We start from the raw sequence: 21149 nt of genomic DNA on the forward strand, positions 1-21149 counted from the left end.
TTAGTTCTTGACAAAATATTTATGGTGATATTTACTATAATAAAGTTCAACCCCACATAGGTTAAATCATGCCAACAGAAGACCGAGAATTGACCTTAAATCCAGAAGAATATAGCCTTCTGAGGGACTTGTATCAACTCACAATGACAGCTTGCTATGTCGCAGAAGGATTGACCCAAAGTCGGGCCAGTTTTAAACTATTTGTGTGTCATCTTCCCGACTCCTTGGGTTATTTAATCGCTATGGGATTGACTCAGGGGTGGGATTATTTGGAAAAGTTGAGTTAAATAATGTTTAGTGGTAATAATAAATGTAGATTGTAGAGTGAGTTAGACGCGGCAATCATTTTGAGGAAAAACCAATAAGTTTTTATTGGCATCGTAACGCACCAGTTGAAATATTGTAGCTGATTATGCAGTTTTTACAAAGATATTGAGAGAACCTGTTTATTAGTTTAGTTAGATAATTCTTTAGGAGTGAATAAAAGTGACAAAAATTGCCTTATTTGGTACCAGTGCTGACCCCCCAACTGCTGGACATCAATCTATTTTAGGTTGGTTATCTAATCATTATGATAAAGTAGCGGTTTGGGCCTCGGATAATCCGTTCAAAAATCATCAAACTTCTTTAGGTCATCGTATGGCTATGTTACAGTTATTGATTGATGACATTAAACCTACTCAAGATAATATTTATTTGTCTGAGTTATTAAGTCATAGACGCAGTTTAATTAGTGTGACTAAAGCTAAAGAAATTTGGGGTAAAGATCATGATTATACATTAGTTATTGGGTCGGATTTAATCGGTCAAATTCGTCGTTGGTATCACATTGATGAATTATTAAAAGAAGTCAATATTTTAGTGGTTCCTCGTCCTGGATATGTTATCTATGAATCTGATTTAAAAGCATTAGAAGAATTGGGAGGAAACTATAGTGTAGCTGATTTAGATGCACCGGAAGTTTCTTCTACTGCTTATCGAGAAAATCACAATCAAAATGTGTTGATTCCTCCCATCCAAAAGTATATTTATCAAGAGCAACTTTACGTATGATATCAGAGGAGAATAAGCTAGTATTAGCAGATTTTAAAGTTGGGGTTGATAACGTTATTTTTTCTGTGGATACTCAACAAAATCGGTTATTAGTGTTATTAATAAAAAGGACTGATCATCCATTTGTTAATCAATGGGGTTTACCAGGAACTTTAGTTAGAAAAGGAGAATCTTTAGAGAAGGCTGCTCACAGAATTTTAGCGGAAAAAATTAGGGTTGATAATCTTTATTTAGAGCAATTATATACTTTTGGCGGCCCGAATCGAGATCCGAGAGAATCTCCTGATAGTTATGGGGTGCGTTATCTTTCTGTGAGTTATTTTGCTTTAGTTCGCTTTGAAGATACACAATTAATTAGTGATAATTTACATAAAACATCTTGGTATATGATTGAAAGAATACCTCAATTAGCTTTTGATCATAATGAAATTTTTAGCTATGGTTATCAACGATTACGAAGTAAATTAGAATATAGTCCTATTGCTTTTAATGTGTTACCAGAATTATTTACTTTAAATGATCTTTATCAGTTTTATATGACTATTTTAGGGGAAAATTTTGCTGATTATTCTAATTTTCGTTCTCGCTTATTAAAATTAGGTTTTCTCTTAGATACAGGGGTAAAAGTATCTAGGGGTGCAGGAAGACCGGCAAGTTTATATCGGTTTGATGCTGAAGCATTTGCACCCTTAAAAGATAAACCTTTTGTTTTTGTTTAACCTCTCATTTTTACTGATTATGAAAATTGCGATCGCTCAACTTAATCCGATTATTGGTAATCTCACTAATAATGCTCAAAAAATTTATGAAATGGCTATTTTAGCGGCTAATCAAAATGTTAGATTGTTATTAACTCCTGAATTATCTTTGTGTGGTTATCCTCCCCGTGACTTATTATTAAATCCTAGTTTTATTCAATCTGTATCTATTGAATTAGAAAAATTAGCACAAATTTTACCGCCAAATTTAGCTGTTTTAGTAGGAACTGTTGAGATTAACCAAAATGCTAAAATTAAAGGAGAAAAACTGCTTTATAATAGTATTGCCTTATTAGAAAATAAACAAGTTAAACAAATTTTTCATAAGCGTCTTTTACCCACTTATGATGTTTTTGATGAAGGGCGATATTTTGAACCAGGAAGACAGAGTAATTATTTTACATTATCCTCTAATTTTAATGATTCTAATCCTTTAAAAATAGGGGTAACGATTTGTGAGGATTTATGGAATGATGAGGAGTTTTGGGGAGAAAAATACTATGAAGATAATCCTATTCAAGACTTAGTTAATATTGGGGTTGACTGGGTGGTTAATTTATCTGCTTCTCCCTATTGTGTAGGAAAACAAAAGTTACGAGAAGCAATGTTAAAACATAGTAGTCAAAGGTATCAAATCCCGATTATTTATGCTAATCAAATAGGGGGAAATGATGATCTAATTTTTGATGGTAGTAGTTTTGCCGTTAATCGTCAAGGAGAAATTGTCTTAAGAAGTAAAGCATTTCAAGAAGATTTTACAGTAATTGAATTTGATGAAATAAGCAAAAATCTACAACCCAAGATAATCAATTTATTGTCAGAAACAGAGGAAGAAGAATTATGGTCAGCTTTAGTTTTAGGATTAAAAGATTATACTAAAAAATGTGGTTTTTCTAAAGTTGTTTTAGGATTAAGTGGGGGTATTGATTCTTCTTTAGTGGCTGCTATTGCTACAGAAGCATTAGGAAAAGATAATGTTTTAGGTTTATTAATGCCTTCTCTTTTTAGTTCAGAACATTCTATTAAAGATGCTGAAGCATTAGTTAAAAATTTAGGAATTAAGAGTTATTTATTGCCCATTGGAGAGATTATGAACAGCTATGATAAGCTGTTAGAATCGATATTTTTAGGGTCAGAATTTGGAGTTGCTGAAGAAAATATGCAATCCCGTATTCGGGGTAATTTATTAATGGCAATGTCTAATAAATTTGGTCATCTTCTGTTATCAACTGGGAATAAATCAGAAATGGCTGTGGGATATTGTACTTTATATGGGGATATGAATGGGGGATTAGCGGTTATTTCAGATGTTCCTAAAACCCGTGTTTTTGCTCTGTGTAAGTGGTTAAATCGTCAGGGAGATGTTATTCCCCATAATGTCTTAATTAAGCCCCCTAGTGCGGAATTAAGACCCAATCAAGTTGATCAAGATTCTTTGCCTCCTTATGAGATTCTAGACGAAATTTTAGAGCGATTAATTCATCATCATCAATCGGTTACAGAAATTAGTCAAGCGGGGTTTGATTTAGAAACCATTAATAAGGTTTTAAAATTAGTTATTCGTGCTGAGTTTAAGCGAAAACAAGCACCTCCAGGACTAAAAGTTACAGATAGAGCATTCGGTACAGGTTGGAGAATGCCTATTGCTAGTCGTTGGAAAATTGATTAAGTCTAAGGGTTTAACCCATCCCAAGTAAATAATATCGTATCTAATTTTTTGGTATTTTTAAGTTAAAATTACCAATTTTTCGGCTGAAAATCAAGATTATTTAAAATTGCCACCGATTCTCCTGACTGTGCTAATACAAAAAAACCTTGACGATAGGCATATTTATCCGCACCTTCTTCTATTTCAATACCTGCAACTGCACCATATAATTGTTTTTGGTTATATTCAGGAAAGAATAATCTAAACTTGGTTAAATCTTCCCTTAATTCTTGAATATCATCTACTCCTAAACTACTTTTAACTTCTACTACTAAAACATGATTTTCATTTATTACCAAAACATCAATTTCTAAAGTTTCTCCATTTAATCTTTTTCTAACCCTTTGACTGACTTGATGAACGGGAATCCCTCGTTTTAAAAATATAGTTTCACAGGCAGGTGCTACCATGTTTTCCACAAAACGCCCCCATTTACCACCAAGATTACCGATTTCTTTGCTAACTTCGCGGATTCTGCGGTCTGTTTCTTGAAAACGGCGGTCTGTTTCCTGAGATTGTTGTTGTAATAGCCGTTCTGTTTCTTTTTGAGCAGTCGTTAATTCTGCTAATAAACGCCAGACATCATCGGCAGTTGTTGTCATGGTATGATCTCCATTTATTTGATATTTATAATTTTAGCCGAAAAGCCCGCGAAGGTGGGCTTTGTTTGGGTAACTGCACCTTTCAAGGTGTTAGTGTATTGGTCATTTATAATCCGAATATTTTCAGTACTATCACTCAATATTTTATCCCCATGTTGTAACCGTGCTTGTGCTAATTTTTCCATCTTCTGCTATAATTATATTAAAAATAATAGTCTAATAATAACAATGCCTAACCTCAGTTTAACAGATCAACAAGTTATCGAGTTAGTCAAACAACTACCGTTTGAAAACAAATATTCTCTATTGCTGGAATTAGCGCAAGAAGCAAGTAAAAAACGCCAAGAAAGAATGGACTATGCACAGCAACAGTTAAAACAACTCTGTCAAGAAAAAGGTTTAAACTGGGAAGAAATGATAGAAGAAGAAAAAGAATCCTTTGTTGATGATTTAGTTCATGAAGAATAAATATGATTCCAGTAGTTGTGTTTGATACGAATATTTTAATATCTGCTATTGGTTGGAAAGGAACTCCATACTTTTGTGTAGAATTAGCTCGTCAAGGAATCATTGAATCTGTTACCTGTAAAGAAATTCTGGATAAACTTATTGAAAAATTACAAGTTAAACTTAATTTTTCTGATGTATATATTACAGATACAATCGCTGATTTACTAAGCTTTACTCGAATTATCAAAATTAATAGAATTTTGAAAGTTATTGAAAGTGATTCTGATGACGATATTATTTTAGAATGTGCGATTATGAGCAAAGCAAATTATATTGTTACAGGGGATAAAAAACACTTATTACCCCTTAAAAATTATCAAGGCATTGCTATTATAAATGCGGCAGAATTTAGAAATTTAATTTGCTAAAAATAGCATCAAAAATAGATATATTGATTCGTTCTGCTTCTTTGTACTTGCAATGATATTATATGTTTAAATATACCAGCATAATTACTGATAAAAAATTAAAGTTAGATGATAGACAAAGTAATTTATTCTGAAATTAAAGCTTTAAAAATATCATCCTTAAAAGAATCTCCCCAAAATGAAGATAACTTTTTGTACATCATTTGTTGAACTTTTGTGATAATAAGATCAGGATTGTGATATTCATCTTTTAAAGTTAAAATTTGTTCAGATAAGGGACTTTCTTCCGGTTGTCTGATAAAAATATCAGAATGAATTAAGGTAAAAATACACCCATTAACACTTTCATTATCCAAATTAACATTTAATTCATTAATATATTCCAGTAAACTATCTAGAGTATGATTAAGTTGAACCAGACGAGATATACCCACCGCAATAATTCTTAAATCATTAAAATTGCTAATCCTCATTCGTGGTGGATTTTGGGCTAAAATAGATTTATAATTGTCCACAGAATGGAGATAATTATCATCTAAATCTGGTAAAACATTAAAGCCATTTATTACTGTATTTCTAAAAGCTAGTTTAACCTCAAATTTTGCAGAATTCAAAACCATAATATCTGTATTAGTACATATAAATTGAAGAAAATTAACAAATTTGGCAAAGCCTAATAAAGCAGGATCAAAATTATTAATTCCATATTTAAACGCTTCTTTAACTACCGATAAAAAAATCCCATCCTTAGCTAAATCCTTAGAAGTCTCTGGGTCTTTAATAAACCATTGAATAATGCCTTTTGAGTGCTTAATAATTTCGTTTTTATCTTCACTAACTAATCTGTCTATTTGACTCGACATTCTCAAAACTTTAGGATTCGTAATTTTGAGAGTTACATCAATACTAGAGGTTTCAATGTCAGTTTCTTCTGGTTCATTAATGCCGATAAAAACATCACAAACAGAGGCAAAAATTTTATTAGTAGATGATTCATAAGCACAACCAATAACCGATTTACCATACTCATGAAGCTTTTTAGCTAAAGAAGAAAAACCCCCATCACCCGAAACAATAACAAACACATCAATTAATGGTCTAATATAAGCAATATCCATCGCATCAACCGCTAATTGAATATCAGCCGCATTTTTTTTCTGATATCGAGAAAAACCAAAAATTTGAATAGGATCAATACCTAATTCATTAATTTCTCCTTTCATGATACTGAGACGAGAATCACTCCAATTTGCATAAGCACGTTGAACAGCAATTCGTTCAATATCACCTCTCGACTTAATCTCTAGAAAAATTTCTTTAAGAGAAATACTATTGAGATAATTTTGAGAAGCATTATAGCCTTTTAGTAGGTTCTCGACATCATAGAAAATTGCGGCATATCGTTGCATAAATTCACCAATTTTGAGAAAAGCTTACTTAAATAATTCAAACACCTGACGGCAAAATTTCTTTAATTTTTCGCCAATATCTGCCGCAGGTTGATAGTTCCCTAAACATTGCCAATTATCAACGGTTGACAATCTCCAGGCTTGTCCCTGATGATTAAAAGCAGATATTTCTACTCCAATTAATCCCTCAGACTGTTCAATAGGATCTTGATGAAAGCGAATTTGTACCAACATACTACGACTCTGAAAACGGGGACTCCATCCTGGTAAATGAAACCCAATATCAATCGAATGTGGATCGACTAATTCCAGAGTATCAGGATCATTACACCAGGGTTTAAGATCTGCTTTAGCATCAGGAAAGTAAGACTTAAATAGGCCAACTAGCGCGGCAATTTTGCTAGCGACTTCTAACCCTTGTGCTTTTTCCGATGCGTTCATGTTCCAATCTCCTCTCATTAATTTAGGTAAAAGAATCGGTATTAGGGATAGATTAATCCCTAAATTTGTAGATTTTGCTTTATTCTATGACAGGATTTTAATAAGTTCATTAATCATAACAATTAAAACGTTACTTTAGCCATTCTGTCATGACTCAAGCTATCTCAAAATTGCTCATTTTTGATGATTACATTGCACAATATACTAAAAATGGGGTCAAATATGAACTGATTGAGGGAAAATTAATCGAAATGATGCGACCTATTGGCAAATATCAAGAAATTGGAGGCTTTCTTACTTTTGAGATTAGATTGGAGATTAGACGGTTACAATTACCCTATTTTATTCCGACTTCTGCTGTTGTTAAACCAAAACGAGATAAAACGGCTTATCTTCCTGATGTAATTGTCCTAGATAGAAATAATATACTTAATGATTATTATTGGGAAAAAGCTTCCTCAATTTCTCTAGGAAGTTCAGCCAAATTAGTTATTGAAATTGTTAGTTATAATTGGCGAGATGACTATGTTTATACAATAGCAGATTATGAAGCATTAGGTATTTCTGAATATTGGATTATTGATTATTTAGTATTAGGTGAAAAACGGTTTATTGGAGATTTTAAACAACCGACAATAACCATCTGTCAATTAGTAGAAGACGAATGTCAAGTTAAATTCTTTAAAGAAAATCAGCCTATTTTTTCTACTATTTTTGCTGAATTAACCTTAACTGTGTTCCAAATTTTTCAAATCAATTAATCAATTTAGTAAAAAAAAGAATTTTTAATTTAGAATAAATGGTATGATTTTTATCCCGCGCCAAGAATCAACGCAAAGAATTGCTGTTTCATACTCTGATTCAGCAACGCCTAAAAGGATTAATTGAATTCTATGCAGTTGCGCCCCCAGAACCTCTACTATATATCTATGACATCTGTTACTATTCCTTCCTATCAAGTTAAATGGGAAAAATTGCCCGAAGATTTTGTATTACCCGATGACCCTGTGGATAATATTCATCAACCTGCCCTCGCTGCGGCTTTAACCGACAGTTTAGAAATTGCGGGAAAAATTTCTGAAAATGCAGTCACAACGACTAATTATGGCATCTGTGCCACATTAAACGGCAAAATTGTCGTAAAAGCCCCTGATTGGGCTTATATCCCTCTTATTCGCGTTCCTCAAGCTGAAATTGAGCGTAGTTATACCCCTCAATTACAAGGGGAACCACCTATTATTGTAATGGAATTTCTCTCAGATAAAGAAGGTAGCGAATATTCTAGTAAACCGACTTATCCTCCTGGAAAATGGTTTTTTTATAAGAAAATTCTGCAAGTTCCTCACTATATTATTTTTGAACCCTATGGAGGATTAATTGAACATTATCAACTTAATGACTCTGGAGAATATGAAATACAATCATCTGATGAAAGTGGACGTTATTGGATTCCTCAATTAAAGCTTTATTTAGGCTTATGGGATGGCAGGAGAGAACAACGTAAAGGCTATTGGTTAAGATGGTGGTCAGAAACCGGAGAATTGTTACTCTGGGGGTCAGAATTAGTGGTTGAGGAAAGGCAACGGGCTGAAGCTGAACGTCAACGTGCTGAAACTGAACGTCAACGTGCTGAACTTGAAACCCAAAAAGCTGAAACTGAACGTCAACGTGCTGAACTTGAAACCCAAAAAGCTGAAACTGAACGTCAACGGGCTGAAACTGAACGTCAACGGGCTGAAACTGAAAGCCAAAAAGCTGAAACTGAACGTCAACGGGCTGAACTTGAAAGCCAAAAAGCTGAACGTTTAGTCGCTCAATTACGAGCGGCAGGGATTGAACCTGAGCTATAAAGATAATGTAGGGGCTTTGTTTGTATAGCCACAGGCCTTAGCCTGTTGGCATTTGGAACTAAGTTGACACTAATGAGGGACCTTAATCCTTACATTATTTTTATGTTATGCCCTGAAAATTTGTATAGGATAAGATTCTGCTACTAATTTATTAGCCTCTTTTTGTACTTCAAAATTAGGGTTAAAAGAAGACTTAGGGGAAGTTTCTTGAAACTGTAGTAAAGTTTTAATTCGTTGATAAGCTTGAAAAGCAACCGTAGGAAAAAAGGAAAATTTGCCTGGTAAAACACACAAAAAATTACTATCTGGATTAGATTCAATCCAATAACTATATCTTCGTTTTTGTTCCTCTTCACTAATAAATTCAGTTTTTACGCATTCATAACTATAAAGTTGACGACTGTATAACTTATCTTTGCCAAAATAACGCTCTGCTGATTCTAAAATTGGTTCAATATCAACTCCATCATTACTATCATCATTAGCATAACCAGAATCCGCTAATAATGAGTAAATATATTGCTCTTCTTCAATTTTTTGATGTTGAATAAAATGATTAAAATGAAACCTATTTTTAGTAGACATTCGCACAAAATTAGAATCAACTAAAGCAGGCGACGCTACTACCATCGCACTACGACTACGTTTTAATCTAGCCCTTACTTGTAAATCCGATAAAAAAGGTTCAAAACCTTCTCCCACTGCAAAAATAAATAATTGAGCTTTCAGTCGCTTAGATAAACCTGTTTGAGTCTGACATAGTAAACTTTTAAGGCGAATTTTTCCATAACGTTCCATTAATAATTTATCAATAGTTATTCCTGTTTCAAAAGTTACTCCATTACTCAACGCACTGGCCACTAAATCCCTGAGAATGAGACTGGTATTCATAGAACAATCTAAAGTTTTAATCAATTCATAATGAGAAGGTTCTAGACCATAAGATGTATCAAAATTACGACAAAGATTAACAATTGCTTCTGTCGTATATTTAAGAGAACAATCTAATCCCTCATGATGTTCAACTTGAGCATATGTCGGGGCAATACATTGGCTATCAGTTAACCAATTGTGTTGTTTTCCATAAGCAACTTCTAATCTTCCTAATACTCGGTTACGCTGAATATTAATTTGCACTGCATCACTTTTAAGACGAGAAGAACGAATTTCAGGCGCATCAGTTTGAGGATGAATTAAATAAACTGGATTATCATTAAACCAACCCTGAAAATTAGGAATAATAGAAGGAGTAAAAAAATCAGGCTGTTTTTCTGTTAAAGTAATATTACATTGCTCAGAAAAATAAGATGTATAAAGATTAATTAAATCTTCTACTCCATTGACACAATTAATAAACGTTTGAGCATCATCTTGACCCGAATAAAGACCACCTGTATGATACCAACCCTCTAATTTACCGGATGCTAAAGTTCCTAATTGGGGAGCCTTTTCTAATACTTTAATAGAAAGGGAACTATGACGAGCTAAAAATTCAGCAATAGCTAGGCCAGCGATGCCACCACCGACTACAATAACATCAACATATTCAATTTGAGAAGCTTCAATTTGCGTCATGGAATCAATAACAGATAAAAAATAGTTGTCTACTCAATTATCATATCCATTGACTGAGTTTAGGTTGAGATTCGAGGTAAATATCAATACATTTACCCAAAACCTACACAACCAAATTTAAGCGGATCTCCCAGCATATTGGGGTAAACTGTATTCTATGTTACAAAATATCGAAAGTGGGTTACGGCGCGGACAGGAAAACTAGATTAGAATTCACAAATTATGGCCTGCGCCTAACCCAACCTACAATATATAAGATTTTGTTATCACCACAGGTACGGAAGATCCAACTGTAAAATGTCAAATTAACTTTTAAATAAATTGTGATACAATAAAATAATATTCAAAATTCGATTCTACCATAATTAGGGAAACTTCAAAGAAATCTGTGTCGTAAAGTGCGGCAGTATATCAAGATGCGAGAGCAGGTAATTATCTGGCTAGAACAAAACGTTTCTCAACATCGCTTACAACATATTTTAGGGGTAGAGCAGATGTGTATTGATTTGGCTAATTGTCATCAGGTTAATCCCGAAAAAGCAGCACAAGCCGGATTAATGCACGATTTAGCCAAATTTTTCCCCCCAGCCCAACTCTTAGAGATGGCTAAACAAGAACAATCAGGCATTGATCCTGTATGTATTGCTAACCCTCACTTACTCCACGCTTATGTTAGTGCCATCGTCGCTAGAGATAGGTTTGGTATTGAAGATCCAGAAATTTTAAGCGCGATTAGTAATCATACCTTGGGCAGTCCCCAGATGAGTGATCTATGTTGTATTGTCTTTGTTGCTGACGCTTTAGAACCAAATAGAGGAAATACTCCAGAATTAGAGACTATGCGTCGGGTGAGTCGTCAAAATCTTTATCAAAGTGTGCAACAAACCTGTGAGTATTCTCTAAAATATTTATTAAAGACTCAAAAAATGATCCACCCTCAAGTCATCCTTACTCGTAATTGGGCTTTATCGGTGGCTAAACAATCAGAACCCAATACAGATTGAGAGTTTAAATCAGCTACATTAACCGCAAAATTAGGATTAAATTAAGTTTAATGACCAATTATCAACCATTGATCGAAACCATCTCCCCCACCCTAACGGTAACGAATAACAAATTTGCTCAAAACTTAGTGAAAACCATTGCTCAAGCAGCAGATGATCGCAAAGCGGCTGACATCATCGGGTTAAAAGTGACCGATGTTTCCTATTTAACAGATTATTTTGTCATTGTGACCGGATTTTCCCGAACTCAGGTCAAAGCGATCGCCGATGCTATCGAAGATAAAGTATTCCAAGTTCATGAGCAACTGCCTCTAAGAACTGAAGGAAAATCTGAAGGAAGTTGGGTACTTCAAGACTTTGGTGAAGTCATCGTTCACATATTCTTACCCGAAGAACGAGAATTTTATAATCTAGAAGCGTTTTGGGGTCATGCCGAACGTTTTGAACTTTCCCAACTCGAAACTATATAATCATAACTGTTATGAGGGAATCGTCTCTTAATGTCTGTCCTGTTCCCATCGAACAACAACCCATCAACGAATACGAACAGTTAAAAGAATCCTGGTTATTTAGCTGGGCTACCCTAGAAAAAAGTCTTTATTGGCGAAAATTAGCCATAGTTTGGTTAATCGGATGGCTGATAGTCAGTCCTATTGCCGCCTCTAGTTTTCCTCCGCCAAAATCTCCCCTTCTGTTTGGAATTTCGAGTAATCTAGGAGCGGCCGCCCTCCTAATGTTAGTGTTATTACAGTTATGGTTAGGTTGGCGTTACATTGGCGATCGCTTGAAAAAAGAGACAGTCTTTTATGAAGAATCGGGATGGTATGATGGGCAAACTTGGCTCAAACCCCCTGAAGTATTAACCCGCGATCGCCTGATTCTTTCCTATCAAGTAGCCCCCATTTTGCAAAGATTAACCAGAACTGTGACAATTTTAGCTGTATTGATGATAGGGGATGGTATAGTTTGGCTGTGCCTTTAATAAACCTTCAATTCCCTCATACTACTAACCCTAAACCCCAAAATTTAACGACGAATGACCAGAGGACAACGTAACACCGCGCCCAAACTAGAAGTTCACCTACTCCGAGAAGGAATTATTGAATCAACTCATCGAGTAGAAGCGACGGTCTGTGATGACCGTGGACGACTGCTATCAGTGGCAGGCAGTTCAGAAACAACTGCTTTCGTTCGGTCTGCTCTCAAACCCTTTCAAGCATTAGCAGTAACCAGCACCGGAACCCTAGAGCGATATGATTTGACGGATAAAGATTTAGCTATTATCTGTAGTTCTCATCAGGGGGCCGTAGAACAAGCGCGACAAGTGTTTAATGTGCTTTGGCGATCAGATATTGACCCTAGTGCCTTACAGTGTCCCATTCCTAAAAAATCTCATAGTCCCCTTGAGCATAATTGTTCGGGTAAACACGCAGGGATGTTAGCTGTGTGTCAGCAACGAAATTGGCCCCTCAATACCTATCTACGCCGTTCCTCCCCTGTCCAACAGTTGATCTTAAGCAAAATTTCTGAATTGTTGGCTATGCCTGGAGATGAATTAATTGGGGCCCATGATGACTGTGGGGCCCCCACTTATTCGATGAAACTCGGACAGATGGCTCATTTATATGCTCAACTGGCTTCAGGGAATAATATAGACTTAGAGCGAGTTTTACGGGCTATGACTTATCATCCAATGATGGTGGCTGGGCCGGGAATCTTTGATACAGAACTGATGAGTTTGACAGACGGAGAATTAGTCAGTAAATCAGGGGCAGAAGGTATTCAATGTGTCGGCCGAGTGGGTGAAGGTATGGGGTTAGCCATTAAAGTAACCGATGGCTCAAAACGGGCTAAATGCGCTGTGGCTATCCATGTCCTACGACAAATAGGCTGGATTACTCCTACTGTAGCTGAGACTCTAGCAGAACGGTTTATCTCCTTGAGTCAATACACTCGACTCGAAGTTATTGGGGAATTAGCCATGATCTAAAAAAAGTTTGAGAAAAGGCTTGCTATTTATTTGACTTACCCCTATACTAGAAAAGGCGACGCGGGATAGAGCAGTCTGGTAGCTCGTCGGGCTCATAACCCGAAGGTCGGTGGTTCAAATCCGCCTCCCGCCATTACTAACTGTGTTTAAAATGCAAAAAGAGGACTCCCGCTAACCTATCGGCGTAGCGGTGAGATGAGTTTTTGCCAACAAATAAACCGACTCAAAGGAGACAATCCCTAAGTAGACAAATTAGTAAGTTTTACTTAGGTTTTTGTCCATCTATTAACACCTCACAGATTTTTATTAAGGAAAGGCTTGCCAAGCTTGTTCTACCAAATTACTAAGCCAACGACGTTGAACTCGATCTAAAATAGGATCATCTTCAAGAACTTCGGCCGTTAAATCATCAAGAGACTGTCCCTGAGAACGAGCAAGTTTGACCACTCCTGCAATGGCCACAGCAATCATTTCTTCGTCTACAGGGCGACTACGCAAAGCAAAAATTTCTTCGGGACTAACTGGTATAGGATAATGCATAAACGACCTAAGAATCTGGCGAAATCATCTGAACGAAAAAAATGTAATGTTTTGTAAACTGCCTTTTAAAATACAGTAACGGAAAGTCTAACGTACTTTCAAGCAAAAGGATTCTGTATTTATGCTTAAATTTCTTTTTGTTAACTAATGGAAATGAAAGAACTTCTGTATTTAGAAATACCAACTCCTGAAACAACCGCCGTTTGTAAGTGGTTACAACAAAAGTGGAATCCGACTCTTGGAAACAAGATTATGACACCCGATGGGATTCGTGTGCAAGGGATTGATGAAACCTCATCATCAGTCCCTTGTATTCCCGAAAATGACTTATCTATTTTTCTGTGGTCAGTACAACGTACTACCTATTTAAAAGTCTTTCGTTGGGGAAAAAGTCCCTTTCCCTCAGAAAAAAGAGTCATTGAACAGTTAATTCAAGAGATTAGAACAGAGTTTCCCCCTCAATATCCTCAACTCCCGGAACTTGATTTATCCAATCAGTCAATTTTTGCTGCCTTAGCTCCTTATTACCCTCAAACTGTTCATTTTTTCCAAAAAATGCCCCAAGGTGAGACAGATTTACGACGGGTGTACTGGTGGGAAAAACGATGGCGTGAGAGTGTAAAAAATCCGCAACAACCCAAACAAGTTATTTGTAGCGTACAAGGGTCAAATAGTCAAGTGACTGATTATGACCTAATTTACATTGGGGGTGCTTTAGGGGCGGTTCACGCGGCAGTCATGGCACAATTAGGCTATCGAGTCTTATTAGTGGAACGTTTAGCTTTTGGACGAATGAACCGAGAATGGAATATTTCTCGTGGAGAATTTCAAAGTTTAATTGACTTAGGATTATTTACCCAAACTGAATTTGAATCAATTATTGCGAGAGAATATGTTGATGGATTTAGTAAATTTTTTGATGGGAATAATAGTCCTCATTTAAAAGCTGATGTCTTACATACACCAACTGTATTAAATATTGCCATTGATTCTACTAAATTTCTCGGTTTATGTGGAGAAAAATTGTTAAAAGCAGGGGGAGAAATTTGGGATAAAACAGAATTTATCAAAGCAGAAATTGATCCCAATGGAGTCACCCTAGACTTAGTAAATTTGGATACAGGAGAACCTAAACAAGTAAGAGGAAGGTTACTCATGGACGCTATGGGAACAACTTCTCCTATTGCTTGGCAATTAAATGGTAAGCAAACTTTTAATAGTGTGTGTCCTACCGTTGGTGCAATTATAGAAGGATTATCCTCTGAAGTTTGGGATGCTAAATATGGAGATGTTTTAAATTCTCATGGAGATATTTCTCGCGGTAGACAATTAATTTGGGAGTTATTTCCAGGAGAAGGTAATGAGTTAACGTTTTATCTGTTTCATTATCATGAAGTCCATCCTGATAACCCTGGTTCTTTATTAGAAATGTATGAAGATTTCTTTACTATTTTACCAGAATATCGTCGTTGTGACGTAGAAAATTTAGTCTGGAAAAAGCCTACATTTGGTTATATTCCTGGTCATTTTACTATGGGAAAACGGGATCGCTTAGTTGCTTTTGATCGATTATTAGCGATTGGGGATGCTGCGTCTCTGCAATCTCCTTTAATTTTTACAGGATTTGGGTCTTTAGTGCGTAATTTAGGAAAGTTAACTCGTTTATTAGATAAAGCTTTAAAAAATGATAATTTAACGGCCGAAAATCTCAATAAAATTCGTGCTTATCAAAGTAATGTAGCGGTTACTTGGTTATTTTCTAAAGGAATGATGGTTCCCACCGGAAAAGTTTTACCACCGCAAAGAATTAATGAAATGTTAAACACATTTTTTGGGTTATTAGCTGATTCTCCTCCAGAAGTATCAGACACATTCATCAAAGATAAAACTACGTGGTTAATGTTTACCAGACTTGCTTTAAAAGCAGCGCGAAAAAATCCAATTTTACTGCTTTGGATTTGGGAAATGGCAGGAAGCAAAGATATTTTACGGTGGTTAAGATCTTATTTTAACTTTAGTTTAGATGCCTTGAAAAATGCGTTATTTTTCCCAAAAGAATGATCAAGATATAAATAACAGTAAATGAGGTAAATATGGAACAGGCAAGATGCCTGTTCCACTGTAAATTAGATAAACCCGCTCGTACAATAAACCCGCCCCTAACGTTGTCACTCAGGCCTGAGAGTCATATCAAAACCTGCCCTGCTATGTGTAATTAATTTTGTTTAAGCACTTATTTCCCCTGAAAACATTATAGGAGTTTTACTGATGCTTTCTCCATTTCCAGGGATGAATCCCTATCTAGAACATCCTTCTCTGTGGGCAGGAATCCATCATCGGTTAATTACCGCGATCGCCGATGATCTCGCGCCTAAACTTCGTCCAAGGTACATTGTAGCCATCGAAGAACGGGTATATGAAGTGAATGGGGACACCAATCTTCTAGTAGGTGTACCCGATGTTTTGGTGCAAAGTTCCCTCTCTTTAGGGCGATCAAATCAATCTGATGTTGGGGTTGCCTTAATCCCTCAACCGATGGAGATATTGTTACCAATACCGGAGATTATGACAGAAGCTTATTTAGAAATTCGTGGGGTGAAAACTGAGGAAGTTGTGACCATTATTGAGATACTTTCTCCCAAAAATAAACAGGTAGGAATCGGACGATTGCAATACGAAACAAAGCGACTAAAAATTTTGGGGAGTGGGACTCATTTGGTTGAGATTGATTTGTTACGTCAAGGAAATTCTATGGCAATGGTGGGAAATTTTGGGCAAAATCATTATAGGATTATGGTTAGTCATAGTGAAACTCGGCCAAAGGCTCAACTTTATGGTTTTAATGTGCGCGATAAGATTCCTGAGTTTCCAGTGCCATTAATAGCTAGTGAACCAGAACTGATGATCGATCTTAATATATTGCTCGATGAAATTTATGATCACGGAAGCTATGACTTAAGAATAGATTACAGTCGTCCCCCGATTCCTCCTTTGTCAGAACCGGATATGATTTGGGTGAAGGAAATTTTAAATAATAGTGAGAAAAATTGATAATTTCCCCAAAAACTAAAAGGAAGAGGGTTTAACTTCTCTTCCTTATCTCTGATTTGTTTTTTGTAATCCGAATCTGGTTTCAACTTTTTGCGTAACATTTGTTGTTGCTTTCTAAGTTGTCGTTGTCTTGCGCTTCCCCCTCGTCCTTTGTCGTTACGTCCTTGACGACGGGGGGACTCCTATCGTTTTAATCTTTCCGCCATAAATTAACCTATTGTTGACAATATATTTGATTGTAGCATCTTTTTGATGTAGGTAGGGATAATAGTCAGTTTTGCCTGACCCATAGCGGCCTTGTATGATATAATTTCTAATTAAAATGAGAATGCTGTCCCCAAAAAAGCCATTATGCCCCAAGCTGTCGGTGTTATTCAAACAATAGGATTTCCTGCCGTCTTAGCGGCGGCAGATGAAATGGTCAAAGGTGGCAGAGTCACCCTAGTCTATTTTGATTTAGCAGAAAGAGGCGAATTTTTAGTTGCCATACGCGGCCCCGTTTCAGAAGTGGAAAGATCAATGGAAGCGGGAATAAAAGCTGCCGAAAACTCTTTTGGAGGTGTCGTAGTCAGTCATTATATTGTCCCTAATCCCCCAGAAAATGTACTCGCTGTTTTACCTTTAGATTATACGGATAGTGTAGAACGATTCCGAGTTTAAGAATCTATTTATGAAGTATATAATATAGAAGTAGGGGCAAAACACATTGTTAAGCCTGAGACTTATTTATGAATCCATTGCTTAATAGAAGACAAAATAAACGGGAAAATAACTAATAAAATAAACACAATTTCCCCAATTCCAGGAACCCCATTAAATTCAGGATTTTTTGCTGATTCTATCTTAATAATAACCGGAGATGATGTTGTAGAATTATCTTGAGTTTTCTCTATTTTTGGGGTTAATTCATGTTTGGGAGAATGGTTATCATGAACATGACCCTCATGAGCTAATAGAGGTTCAGAAACAAACAATATAGAAGAAGAAATCAGGTTAAAATAGATCAGATTTCGAGAAGTCATAATCAATTACTTTTCAATAATTCCGCCTCCTAATAATACCTCCCCATCATATAAAACGGCCGCTTGTCCTGGAGTAATTCCAAATTGAGGGTCATCAAATAATAATTGTAGACGATTATCTCCCAAAGGAATCACATTAACCGCAACAGCAGAAGAACGATAACGAACTTGTACTTGTACACGAATAGGAGTAACAGGTTCTAATATAGATACCCAATTCATGCGCCCTACGGTACAATCAGATCGTCCCCCACTGTCACGCTTTCCCACAATAACCTGATTCATAATAGGGTCAAGTTTCACCACATATAAAGGTTCAGCCGCAGCTACTCCTAAACCTTTTCTTTGTCCAATTGTATAATGATGAATTCCTTGATGTTTCCCTAATATTTTACCCTCCATATCAACAATATCACCCTCTTTTTGTTGGATATATTGGTCAAGAAAAGTCTTCATAGAACCATGAGCTTCAATTAAACATAAATCTTGACTTTCTGGCTTTTCTGCAGTTTTCAGTCCAAATTCTGTGGCAATACGTCGGGTTTCTTCTTTGGTATATTCCCCTAACGGAAACAGGGTTCCCCCTAAGACATCTTGACTCAGATCATATAAAAAGTAAGATTGATCTTTATTACGATCAATAGCGCGTAATAATTGATAACGTTGAGTATTTTCATCATAACGAATACGAGCATAATGACCCGTGGCAATGCCATCGCAGCCTAATTTTTGTTTAGAATAATCTAACATAGGGCCAAATTTGACCGCCTTATTACATTGAGAACAAGGCAGAGGAGTTATACCCGACTCATAACCAGAAACTAAGTAATCAATAATATAAGCTTGAAATACGTCTCGACTGTCAACAATATGGTGAGAAATGCCTAATTGTTCGCAAATAAACGCCGCATCTACCATCCCTTCTGAGCAACATTGGCCCTTCCCTTTCATTAACCAAAGAGTTAAACCAATGACTTCATAGCCTTGATGATGTAAAGTAGCAGCCGCGACGGAACTATCAACCCCACCGGACAAGCCAACGACGACCTTTTTCATAATTGTTAAACGTTCGTTAAAAAGGGAAAAACTAATTATTTACCCTTCCAGGCTAACATTATTGATATTATAATGGACGGTATTATTTAATTGACCGAACCACCTTAGTGGCAATACTAGGGATTGACGGTGTGAGGATGTTTTTTTAGGTCAAACAATCATGAATAGTTCTTTTATTTCCCCTCTGAATTCTCAGACGCAGAATTTTGTTGCGTTGTTCCGGCCTCTCTCTCAAAAATCTTCGGGTTGGCGGTGTCTGTTATACAGCCTAGTCTTGCTGCTTAGCTGTGCTAGTGTGAGTATGGCTCAAAGTGTTTCTCAGACTAAGTTACCAGCACCCCCTACTTTAGCGGTTCCGAAAACCTCTGTTTCTGCTCCTGTCAAAGCGAGTCCAGTTATTCCTAAAGTTTCTCACCCTACATCAGATAATAAGCTCTCTCAAGGGTCTACCTCTGTCCGAGAATATACGTTTCAAGCTCCTCAAACTATTTCTCCTGAGCTTCCTACCCCTGAAGTTGAAAATACTCCTCCTGTAGTTGTTTCTGAAACTCCTTCCGTATCACAAAAACCTTTGTCAACAACAGATAAACCAGGTCTTTATCGGGTTGAAGTGAGAGGTAAACAAGAGTCTGTGTTAGCTAAAGTTAAAGCGGTTGAACCTCTGGCCTTTATTCGTCAACAAGAGGGGGTTATTCATGCAGGAATGTTTCAAAATGCCCAACAAGCTCAGCAACGAGTAGAGCAACTAGGTCAAAAAGGCATATCCGCTAAGGTGGTTTCTGTTAGTCAAGATCATACTAATGACCTGACGATGCAAATGGGGCATACTCATTAACCAAATAATTTGGGCATTGAGATTTAAACTGGGTAAGTAGGTGGTCATAATTAAAGTCACAATAGAAAAGTTCGTAGTAATGGCTTTAGCCATTATTCTACAAAGCTTTTAAGCCCTAAAGGGAACCTACTATAAACATTCGTTTATTTATGACCCCCTACTTATGGGTCAAATCAGTCACCTGTTCAGTCTATGACCTACAATTAAGGAGTTATTTGATAGTACCATAGTGCATTATGGAAAGAATTTCAGTTAACCCTCAAATCCACTTTGGTAAGCCTTGTATAAAAGGTACACGAATTACAGTACAGAGCATTCTTGAACTTCTTAAGGAAGGAATCTCCTTTGATACCATTATTCAAGATTACTATCCTGACTTGCAGGTTGAAGATATTCGGGCTTGTCTTCGTTATGCAATTGCATTGATAGCGGCTGAAGACATTTCTATCGTTTCAGTCTAACCATGAAATTTCTACTTGATCAAGATGTTTACTTTATCACAGCAAAATGCTTGAGTGATGCTGGACATGATGTAGTTCTGGTGGCTCAACTTGGACTGTCACAAGGGAGTGATGAAGAAATACTTAGGCAAGCACAAGAACAGAAGCGAATTCTTGTTACCCGCGATAGGGACTATGGAAATCTCGTTTTTGTTAGAGGAATGGGAATTGGTGTCATTTATCTCCGAATTTTGCCGACAACTATAAATTCCTTACACAGCGAACTAGAGCGAATTTTACAGACTTATTCTGAAGAAGAATTACTAAAAGCCTTTGTGGTTGTACAACCCGATGGTCATAGATTTAGAACCCTATCGTAATAACCGTCATAAGCTTGAGGAAAACCCTATTCTGCTCATCTTGATTCTTTTGGCAAGTTTTTGTTACATTTATTTACATAGAAAGAAACAAAACTTAAGAAAGGAGATCCATTATGTTAACCCTAGTTATTGCTTTATTAGTTGTTGGTTGGGTGGCGGCTGCAGTCATCGGTACTCAAGCTTATTTTCGAGGCGAACAAACCAAGCCTATTCATGAAAGAAACTGGCGTTCTGAGTCTTTTGAGGTCTTAGCTAAGTCCGTCACCGGAGAAACGACGGACTATAGTAAACGAGTTTTAGGTTTTCAAATGGATGCTTATGGCAGCGAAAACCTACCTACTCGCTAGAAACTCCTGTAGGGGTCAAAGTGGCATAGACATCTTGCGGCGTGGTCATTGGTGTCAACTGAGTCCAAAACGCCGACAGGCTAAAGCCTGTGGCTATACCAACAAAGTCCGCCTTCGCGGACTTTCTGTAACATTAGCCTGGGTAAATAGACAAAATTAATTACACAAAATTCGTACGGGCGGGTTTTTTGCCTAAATCAATGATTATCA

The 21149-nt window shown here is 36.4% G+C and carries 27 protein-coding genes, 1 tRNA gene and 1 pseudogene; 20 read left to right on the forward strand and 9 right to left on the reverse strand.

What is annotated here, in order from left to right:
• Positions 1-68 precede the first annotated feature (68 nt).
• The 4 genes from AsFPU1_RS15810 to AsFPU1_RS15825 all read left to right on the forward strand — a co-directional run bounded on the left by AsFPU1_RS15810 (position 69) and on the right by AsFPU1_RS15825 (position 3480).
• Positions 69-287: a hypothetical protein gene (locus AsFPU1_RS15810; protein WP_227873398.1), complete on the forward strand. Its 219-nt coding sequence runs from the start codon at positions 69-71 to the stop codon at positions 285-287.
• Between the two features lie 199 nt (positions 288-486).
• On the forward strand, positions 487-1053 hold the full coding sequence (locus AsFPU1_RS15815) for a nicotinate-nucleotide adenylyltransferase (RefSeq protein WP_124972451.1): 567 nt from the start codon (positions 487-489) through the stop codon (positions 1051-1053).
• Complete coding sequence (locus tag AsFPU1_RS15820; RefSeq protein WP_124972449.1) at positions 1050-1772, forward strand: NUDIX hydrolase; 723 nt, start codon at positions 1050-1052, stop codon at positions 1770-1772. Before AsFPU1_RS15815 ends, AsFPU1_RS15820 begins: the two co-directional genes overlap by 4 nt.
• 19 nt (positions 1773-1791) lie before the next feature.
• Complete coding sequence (locus AsFPU1_RS15825) at positions 1792-3480, forward strand: NAD+ synthase (RefSeq protein WP_125061136.1); 1689 nt, start codon at positions 1792-1794, stop codon at positions 3478-3480.
• A gap of 68 nt (positions 3481-3548) precedes the next feature.
• On the opposite strand, the gene AsFPU1_RS15830 is transcribed toward AsFPU1_RS15825, so the two are convergent.
• Together AsFPU1_RS15830 and AsFPU1_RS22735 are read right to left on the reverse strand one after the other, a co-directional pair.
• Entirely contained in the window at positions 3549-4121 is a 573-nt protein-coding gene (locus tag AsFPU1_RS15830) for a DUF3782 domain-containing protein (RefSeq protein WP_124974461.1), read from the reverse strand.
• A gap of 14 nt (positions 4122-4135) precedes the next feature.
• Positions 4136-4306, reverse strand: coding sequence for a hypothetical protein (locus AsFPU1_RS22735; protein ID WP_172957492.1), 171 nt, complete (start codon positions 4304-4306; stop codon positions 4136-4138).
• 43 nt (positions 4307-4349) lie between these two features.
• Between AsFPU1_RS22735 and AsFPU1_RS15835 the strand changes: the two genes are divergently transcribed.
• Positions 4350-4589 carry a hypothetical protein gene (locus AsFPU1_RS15835; RefSeq protein ID WP_124974463.1) on the forward strand — a complete coding sequence of 80 codons (240 nt, stop codon included), beginning with the start codon at positions 4350-4352 and terminating at the stop codon, positions 4587-4589.
• Positions 4590-4591: 2 nt separating this feature from the next.
• Positions 4592-4999 (forward strand): putative toxin-antitoxin system toxin component, PIN family, encoded by a 408-nt coding sequence (locus tag AsFPU1_RS15840; protein WP_124974465.1) that lies wholly within the window; start codon positions 4592-4594, stop codon positions 4997-4999.
• Positions 5000-5124: 125 nt separating this feature from the next.
• On the opposite strand, the gene AsFPU1_RS15845 is transcribed toward AsFPU1_RS15840, so the two are convergent.
• Both AsFPU1_RS15845 and AsFPU1_RS15850 read right to left on the reverse strand, forming a co-directional pair.
• The gene (locus AsFPU1_RS15845) at positions 5125-6408 is read right to left on the reverse strand and encodes an NYN domain-containing protein (RefSeq protein ID WP_124974467.1); all 1284 of its coding nucleotides are present in this window, start codon (positions 6406-6408) and stop codon (positions 5125-5127) included.
• Positions 6409-6432: 24 nt separating this feature from the next.
• A complete protein-coding gene (locus AsFPU1_RS15850) occupies positions 6433-6849 on the reverse strand; it encodes a Tery_1686 family protein (RefSeq protein ID WP_124974469.1) in 417 nt (138 codons plus the stop codon).
• Between the two features lie 149 nt (positions 6850-6998).
• On the opposite strand from AsFPU1_RS15850, the gene AsFPU1_RS15855 reads away from it, so the two are divergent.
• Positions 6999-7610 carry a Uma2 family endonuclease gene (locus AsFPU1_RS15855; protein ID WP_124974471.1) on the forward strand — a complete coding sequence of 204 codons (612 nt, stop codon included), beginning with the start codon at positions 6999-7001 and terminating at the stop codon, positions 7608-7610.
• 168 nt (positions 7611-7778) lie between these two features.
• A complete protein-coding gene (locus AsFPU1_RS15860) occupies positions 7779-8699 on the forward strand; it encodes a PDDEXK family nuclease (protein WP_124974473.1) in 921 nt (306 codons plus the stop codon).
• Positions 8700-8804: 105 nt separating this feature from the next.
• Here AsFPU1_RS15860 and AsFPU1_RS15865 read toward each other — a convergent pair whose 3' ends face one another.
• The gene (locus AsFPU1_RS15865; protein WP_124974475.1) at positions 8805-10274 is read right to left on the reverse strand and encodes an FAD-dependent oxidoreductase; all 1470 of its coding nucleotides are present in this window, start codon (positions 10272-10274) and stop codon (positions 8805-8807) included.
• A 416-nt stretch (positions 10275-10690) separates the two neighbouring features.
• Between AsFPU1_RS15865 and yqeK the strand changes: the two genes are divergently transcribed.
• The 5 genes from yqeK to AsFPU1_RS15890 all read left to right on the forward strand — a co-directional run bounded on the left by yqeK (position 10691) and on the right by AsFPU1_RS15890 (position 13401).
• Positions 10691-11278 (forward strand): bis(5'-nucleosyl)-tetraphosphatase (symmetrical) YqeK, encoded by a 588-nt coding sequence (gene yqeK, locus AsFPU1_RS15870; protein WP_124974477.1) that lies wholly within the window; start codon positions 10691-10693, stop codon positions 11276-11278.
• Positions 11279-11328: 50 nt separating this feature from the next.
• Positions 11329-11748: a ribosome silencing factor gene (rsfS, locus tag AsFPU1_RS15875; RefSeq protein ID WP_124974479.1), complete on the forward strand. Its 420-nt coding sequence runs from the start codon at positions 11329-11331 to the stop codon at positions 11746-11748.
• Between the two features lie 11 nt (positions 11749-11759).
• A complete protein-coding gene (locus AsFPU1_RS15880; protein WP_124974481.1) occupies positions 11760-12260 on the forward strand; it encodes a CGLD27 family protein in 501 nt (166 codons plus the stop codon).
• Between the two features lie 54 nt (positions 12261-12314).
• Positions 12315-13268, forward strand: a complete 954-nt coding sequence (locus AsFPU1_RS15885; protein ID WP_124974483.1) for an asparaginase — start codon at positions 12315-12317, stop codon at positions 13266-13268.
• 59 nt (positions 13269-13327) lie between these two features.
• Positions 13328-13401 (forward strand) — tRNA-Met (locus AsFPU1_RS15890).
• A 173-nt stretch (positions 13402-13574) separates the two neighbouring features.
• Here AsFPU1_RS15890 and AsFPU1_RS15895 read toward each other — a convergent pair.
• A complete protein-coding gene (locus AsFPU1_RS15895) occupies positions 13575-13808 on the reverse strand; it encodes a hypothetical protein (RefSeq protein WP_124974485.1) in 234 nt (77 codons plus the stop codon).
• 153 nt (positions 13809-13961) lie between these two features.
• On the opposite strand from AsFPU1_RS15895, the gene AsFPU1_RS15900 reads away from it, so the two are divergent.
• Positions 13962-15869 carry an NAD(P)/FAD-dependent oxidoreductase gene (locus tag AsFPU1_RS15900; RefSeq protein WP_124974487.1) on the forward strand — a complete coding sequence of 636 codons (1908 nt, stop codon included), beginning with the start codon at positions 13962-13964 and terminating at the stop codon, positions 15867-15869.
• Positions 15870-16076: 207 nt separating this feature from the next.
• Positions 16077-16859, forward strand: coding sequence for a DUF4058 family protein (locus tag AsFPU1_RS15905; protein ID WP_124974489.1), 783 nt, complete (start codon positions 16077-16079; stop codon positions 16857-16859).
• Here the strand turns inward: AsFPU1_RS15905 and AsFPU1_RS23165 are convergent.
• Positions 16775-17065, reverse strand: a pseudogene (locus tag AsFPU1_RS23165) (hypothetical protein). The gene AsFPU1_RS15905 and the pseudogene AsFPU1_RS23165 sit on opposite strands and share 85 nt — an antisense overlap.
• Positions 17066-17210: 145 nt before the next feature.
• Here AsFPU1_RS23165 and AsFPU1_RS15915 point away from each other — a divergent pair.
• Positions 17211-17519: a carbon dioxide-concentrating mechanism protein CcmK gene (locus AsFPU1_RS15915; RefSeq protein ID WP_124974491.1), complete on the forward strand. Its 309-nt coding sequence runs from the start codon at positions 17211-17213 to the stop codon at positions 17517-17519.
• 62 nt (positions 17520-17581) lie between these two features.
• Here the strand turns inward: AsFPU1_RS15915 and AsFPU1_RS15920 are convergent, their stop codons facing one another.
• Both AsFPU1_RS15920 and mnmA read right to left on the reverse strand, forming a co-directional pair.
• Positions 17582-17881 (reverse strand): hypothetical protein, encoded by a 300-nt coding sequence (locus AsFPU1_RS15920; protein ID WP_124974493.1) that lies wholly within the window; start codon positions 17879-17881, stop codon positions 17582-17584.
• Between the two features lie 6 nt (positions 17882-17887).
• Positions 17888-18937 (reverse strand): tRNA 2-thiouridine(34) synthase MnmA, encoded by a 1050-nt coding sequence (mnmA, locus tag AsFPU1_RS15925; protein WP_124974495.1) that lies wholly within the window; start codon positions 18935-18937, stop codon positions 17888-17890.
• A gap of 160 nt (positions 18938-19097) precedes the next feature.
• Between mnmA and AsFPU1_RS15930 the strand changes: the two genes are divergently transcribed.
• The 4 genes from AsFPU1_RS15930 (at position 19098) to AsFPU1_RS15945 (ending at position 20939) form a co-directional block, all read left to right on the forward strand.
• On the forward strand, positions 19098-19772 hold the full coding sequence (locus AsFPU1_RS15930; protein ID WP_124974497.1) for a hypothetical protein: 675 nt from the start codon (positions 19098-19100) through the stop codon (positions 19770-19772).
• Between the two features lie 236 nt (positions 19773-20008).
• The gene (locus AsFPU1_RS15935) at positions 20009-20233 is read left to right on the forward strand and encodes a DUF433 domain-containing protein (protein WP_124974499.1); all 225 of its coding nucleotides are present in this window, start codon (positions 20009-20011) and stop codon (positions 20231-20233) included.
• 2 nt (positions 20234-20235) lie between these two features.
• On the forward strand, positions 20236-20592 hold the full coding sequence (locus AsFPU1_RS15940; RefSeq protein WP_124974501.1) for a DUF5615 family PIN-like protein: 357 nt from the start codon (positions 20236-20238) through the stop codon (positions 20590-20592).
• 113 nt (positions 20593-20705) lie between these two features.
• Positions 20706-20939, forward strand: a complete 234-nt coding sequence (locus tag AsFPU1_RS15945) for a photosystem II protein, Psb35-related (RefSeq protein ID WP_124974503.1) — start codon at positions 20706-20708, stop codon at positions 20937-20939.
• Positions 20940-21149: the final 210 nt, after the last annotated feature.

Source organism: Aphanothece sacrum FPU1 (genome assembly GCF_003864295.1).
GTDB lineage: Bacteria > Cyanobacteriota > Cyanobacteriia > Cyanobacteriales > Microcystaceae > Aphanothece_B > Aphanothece_B sacrum.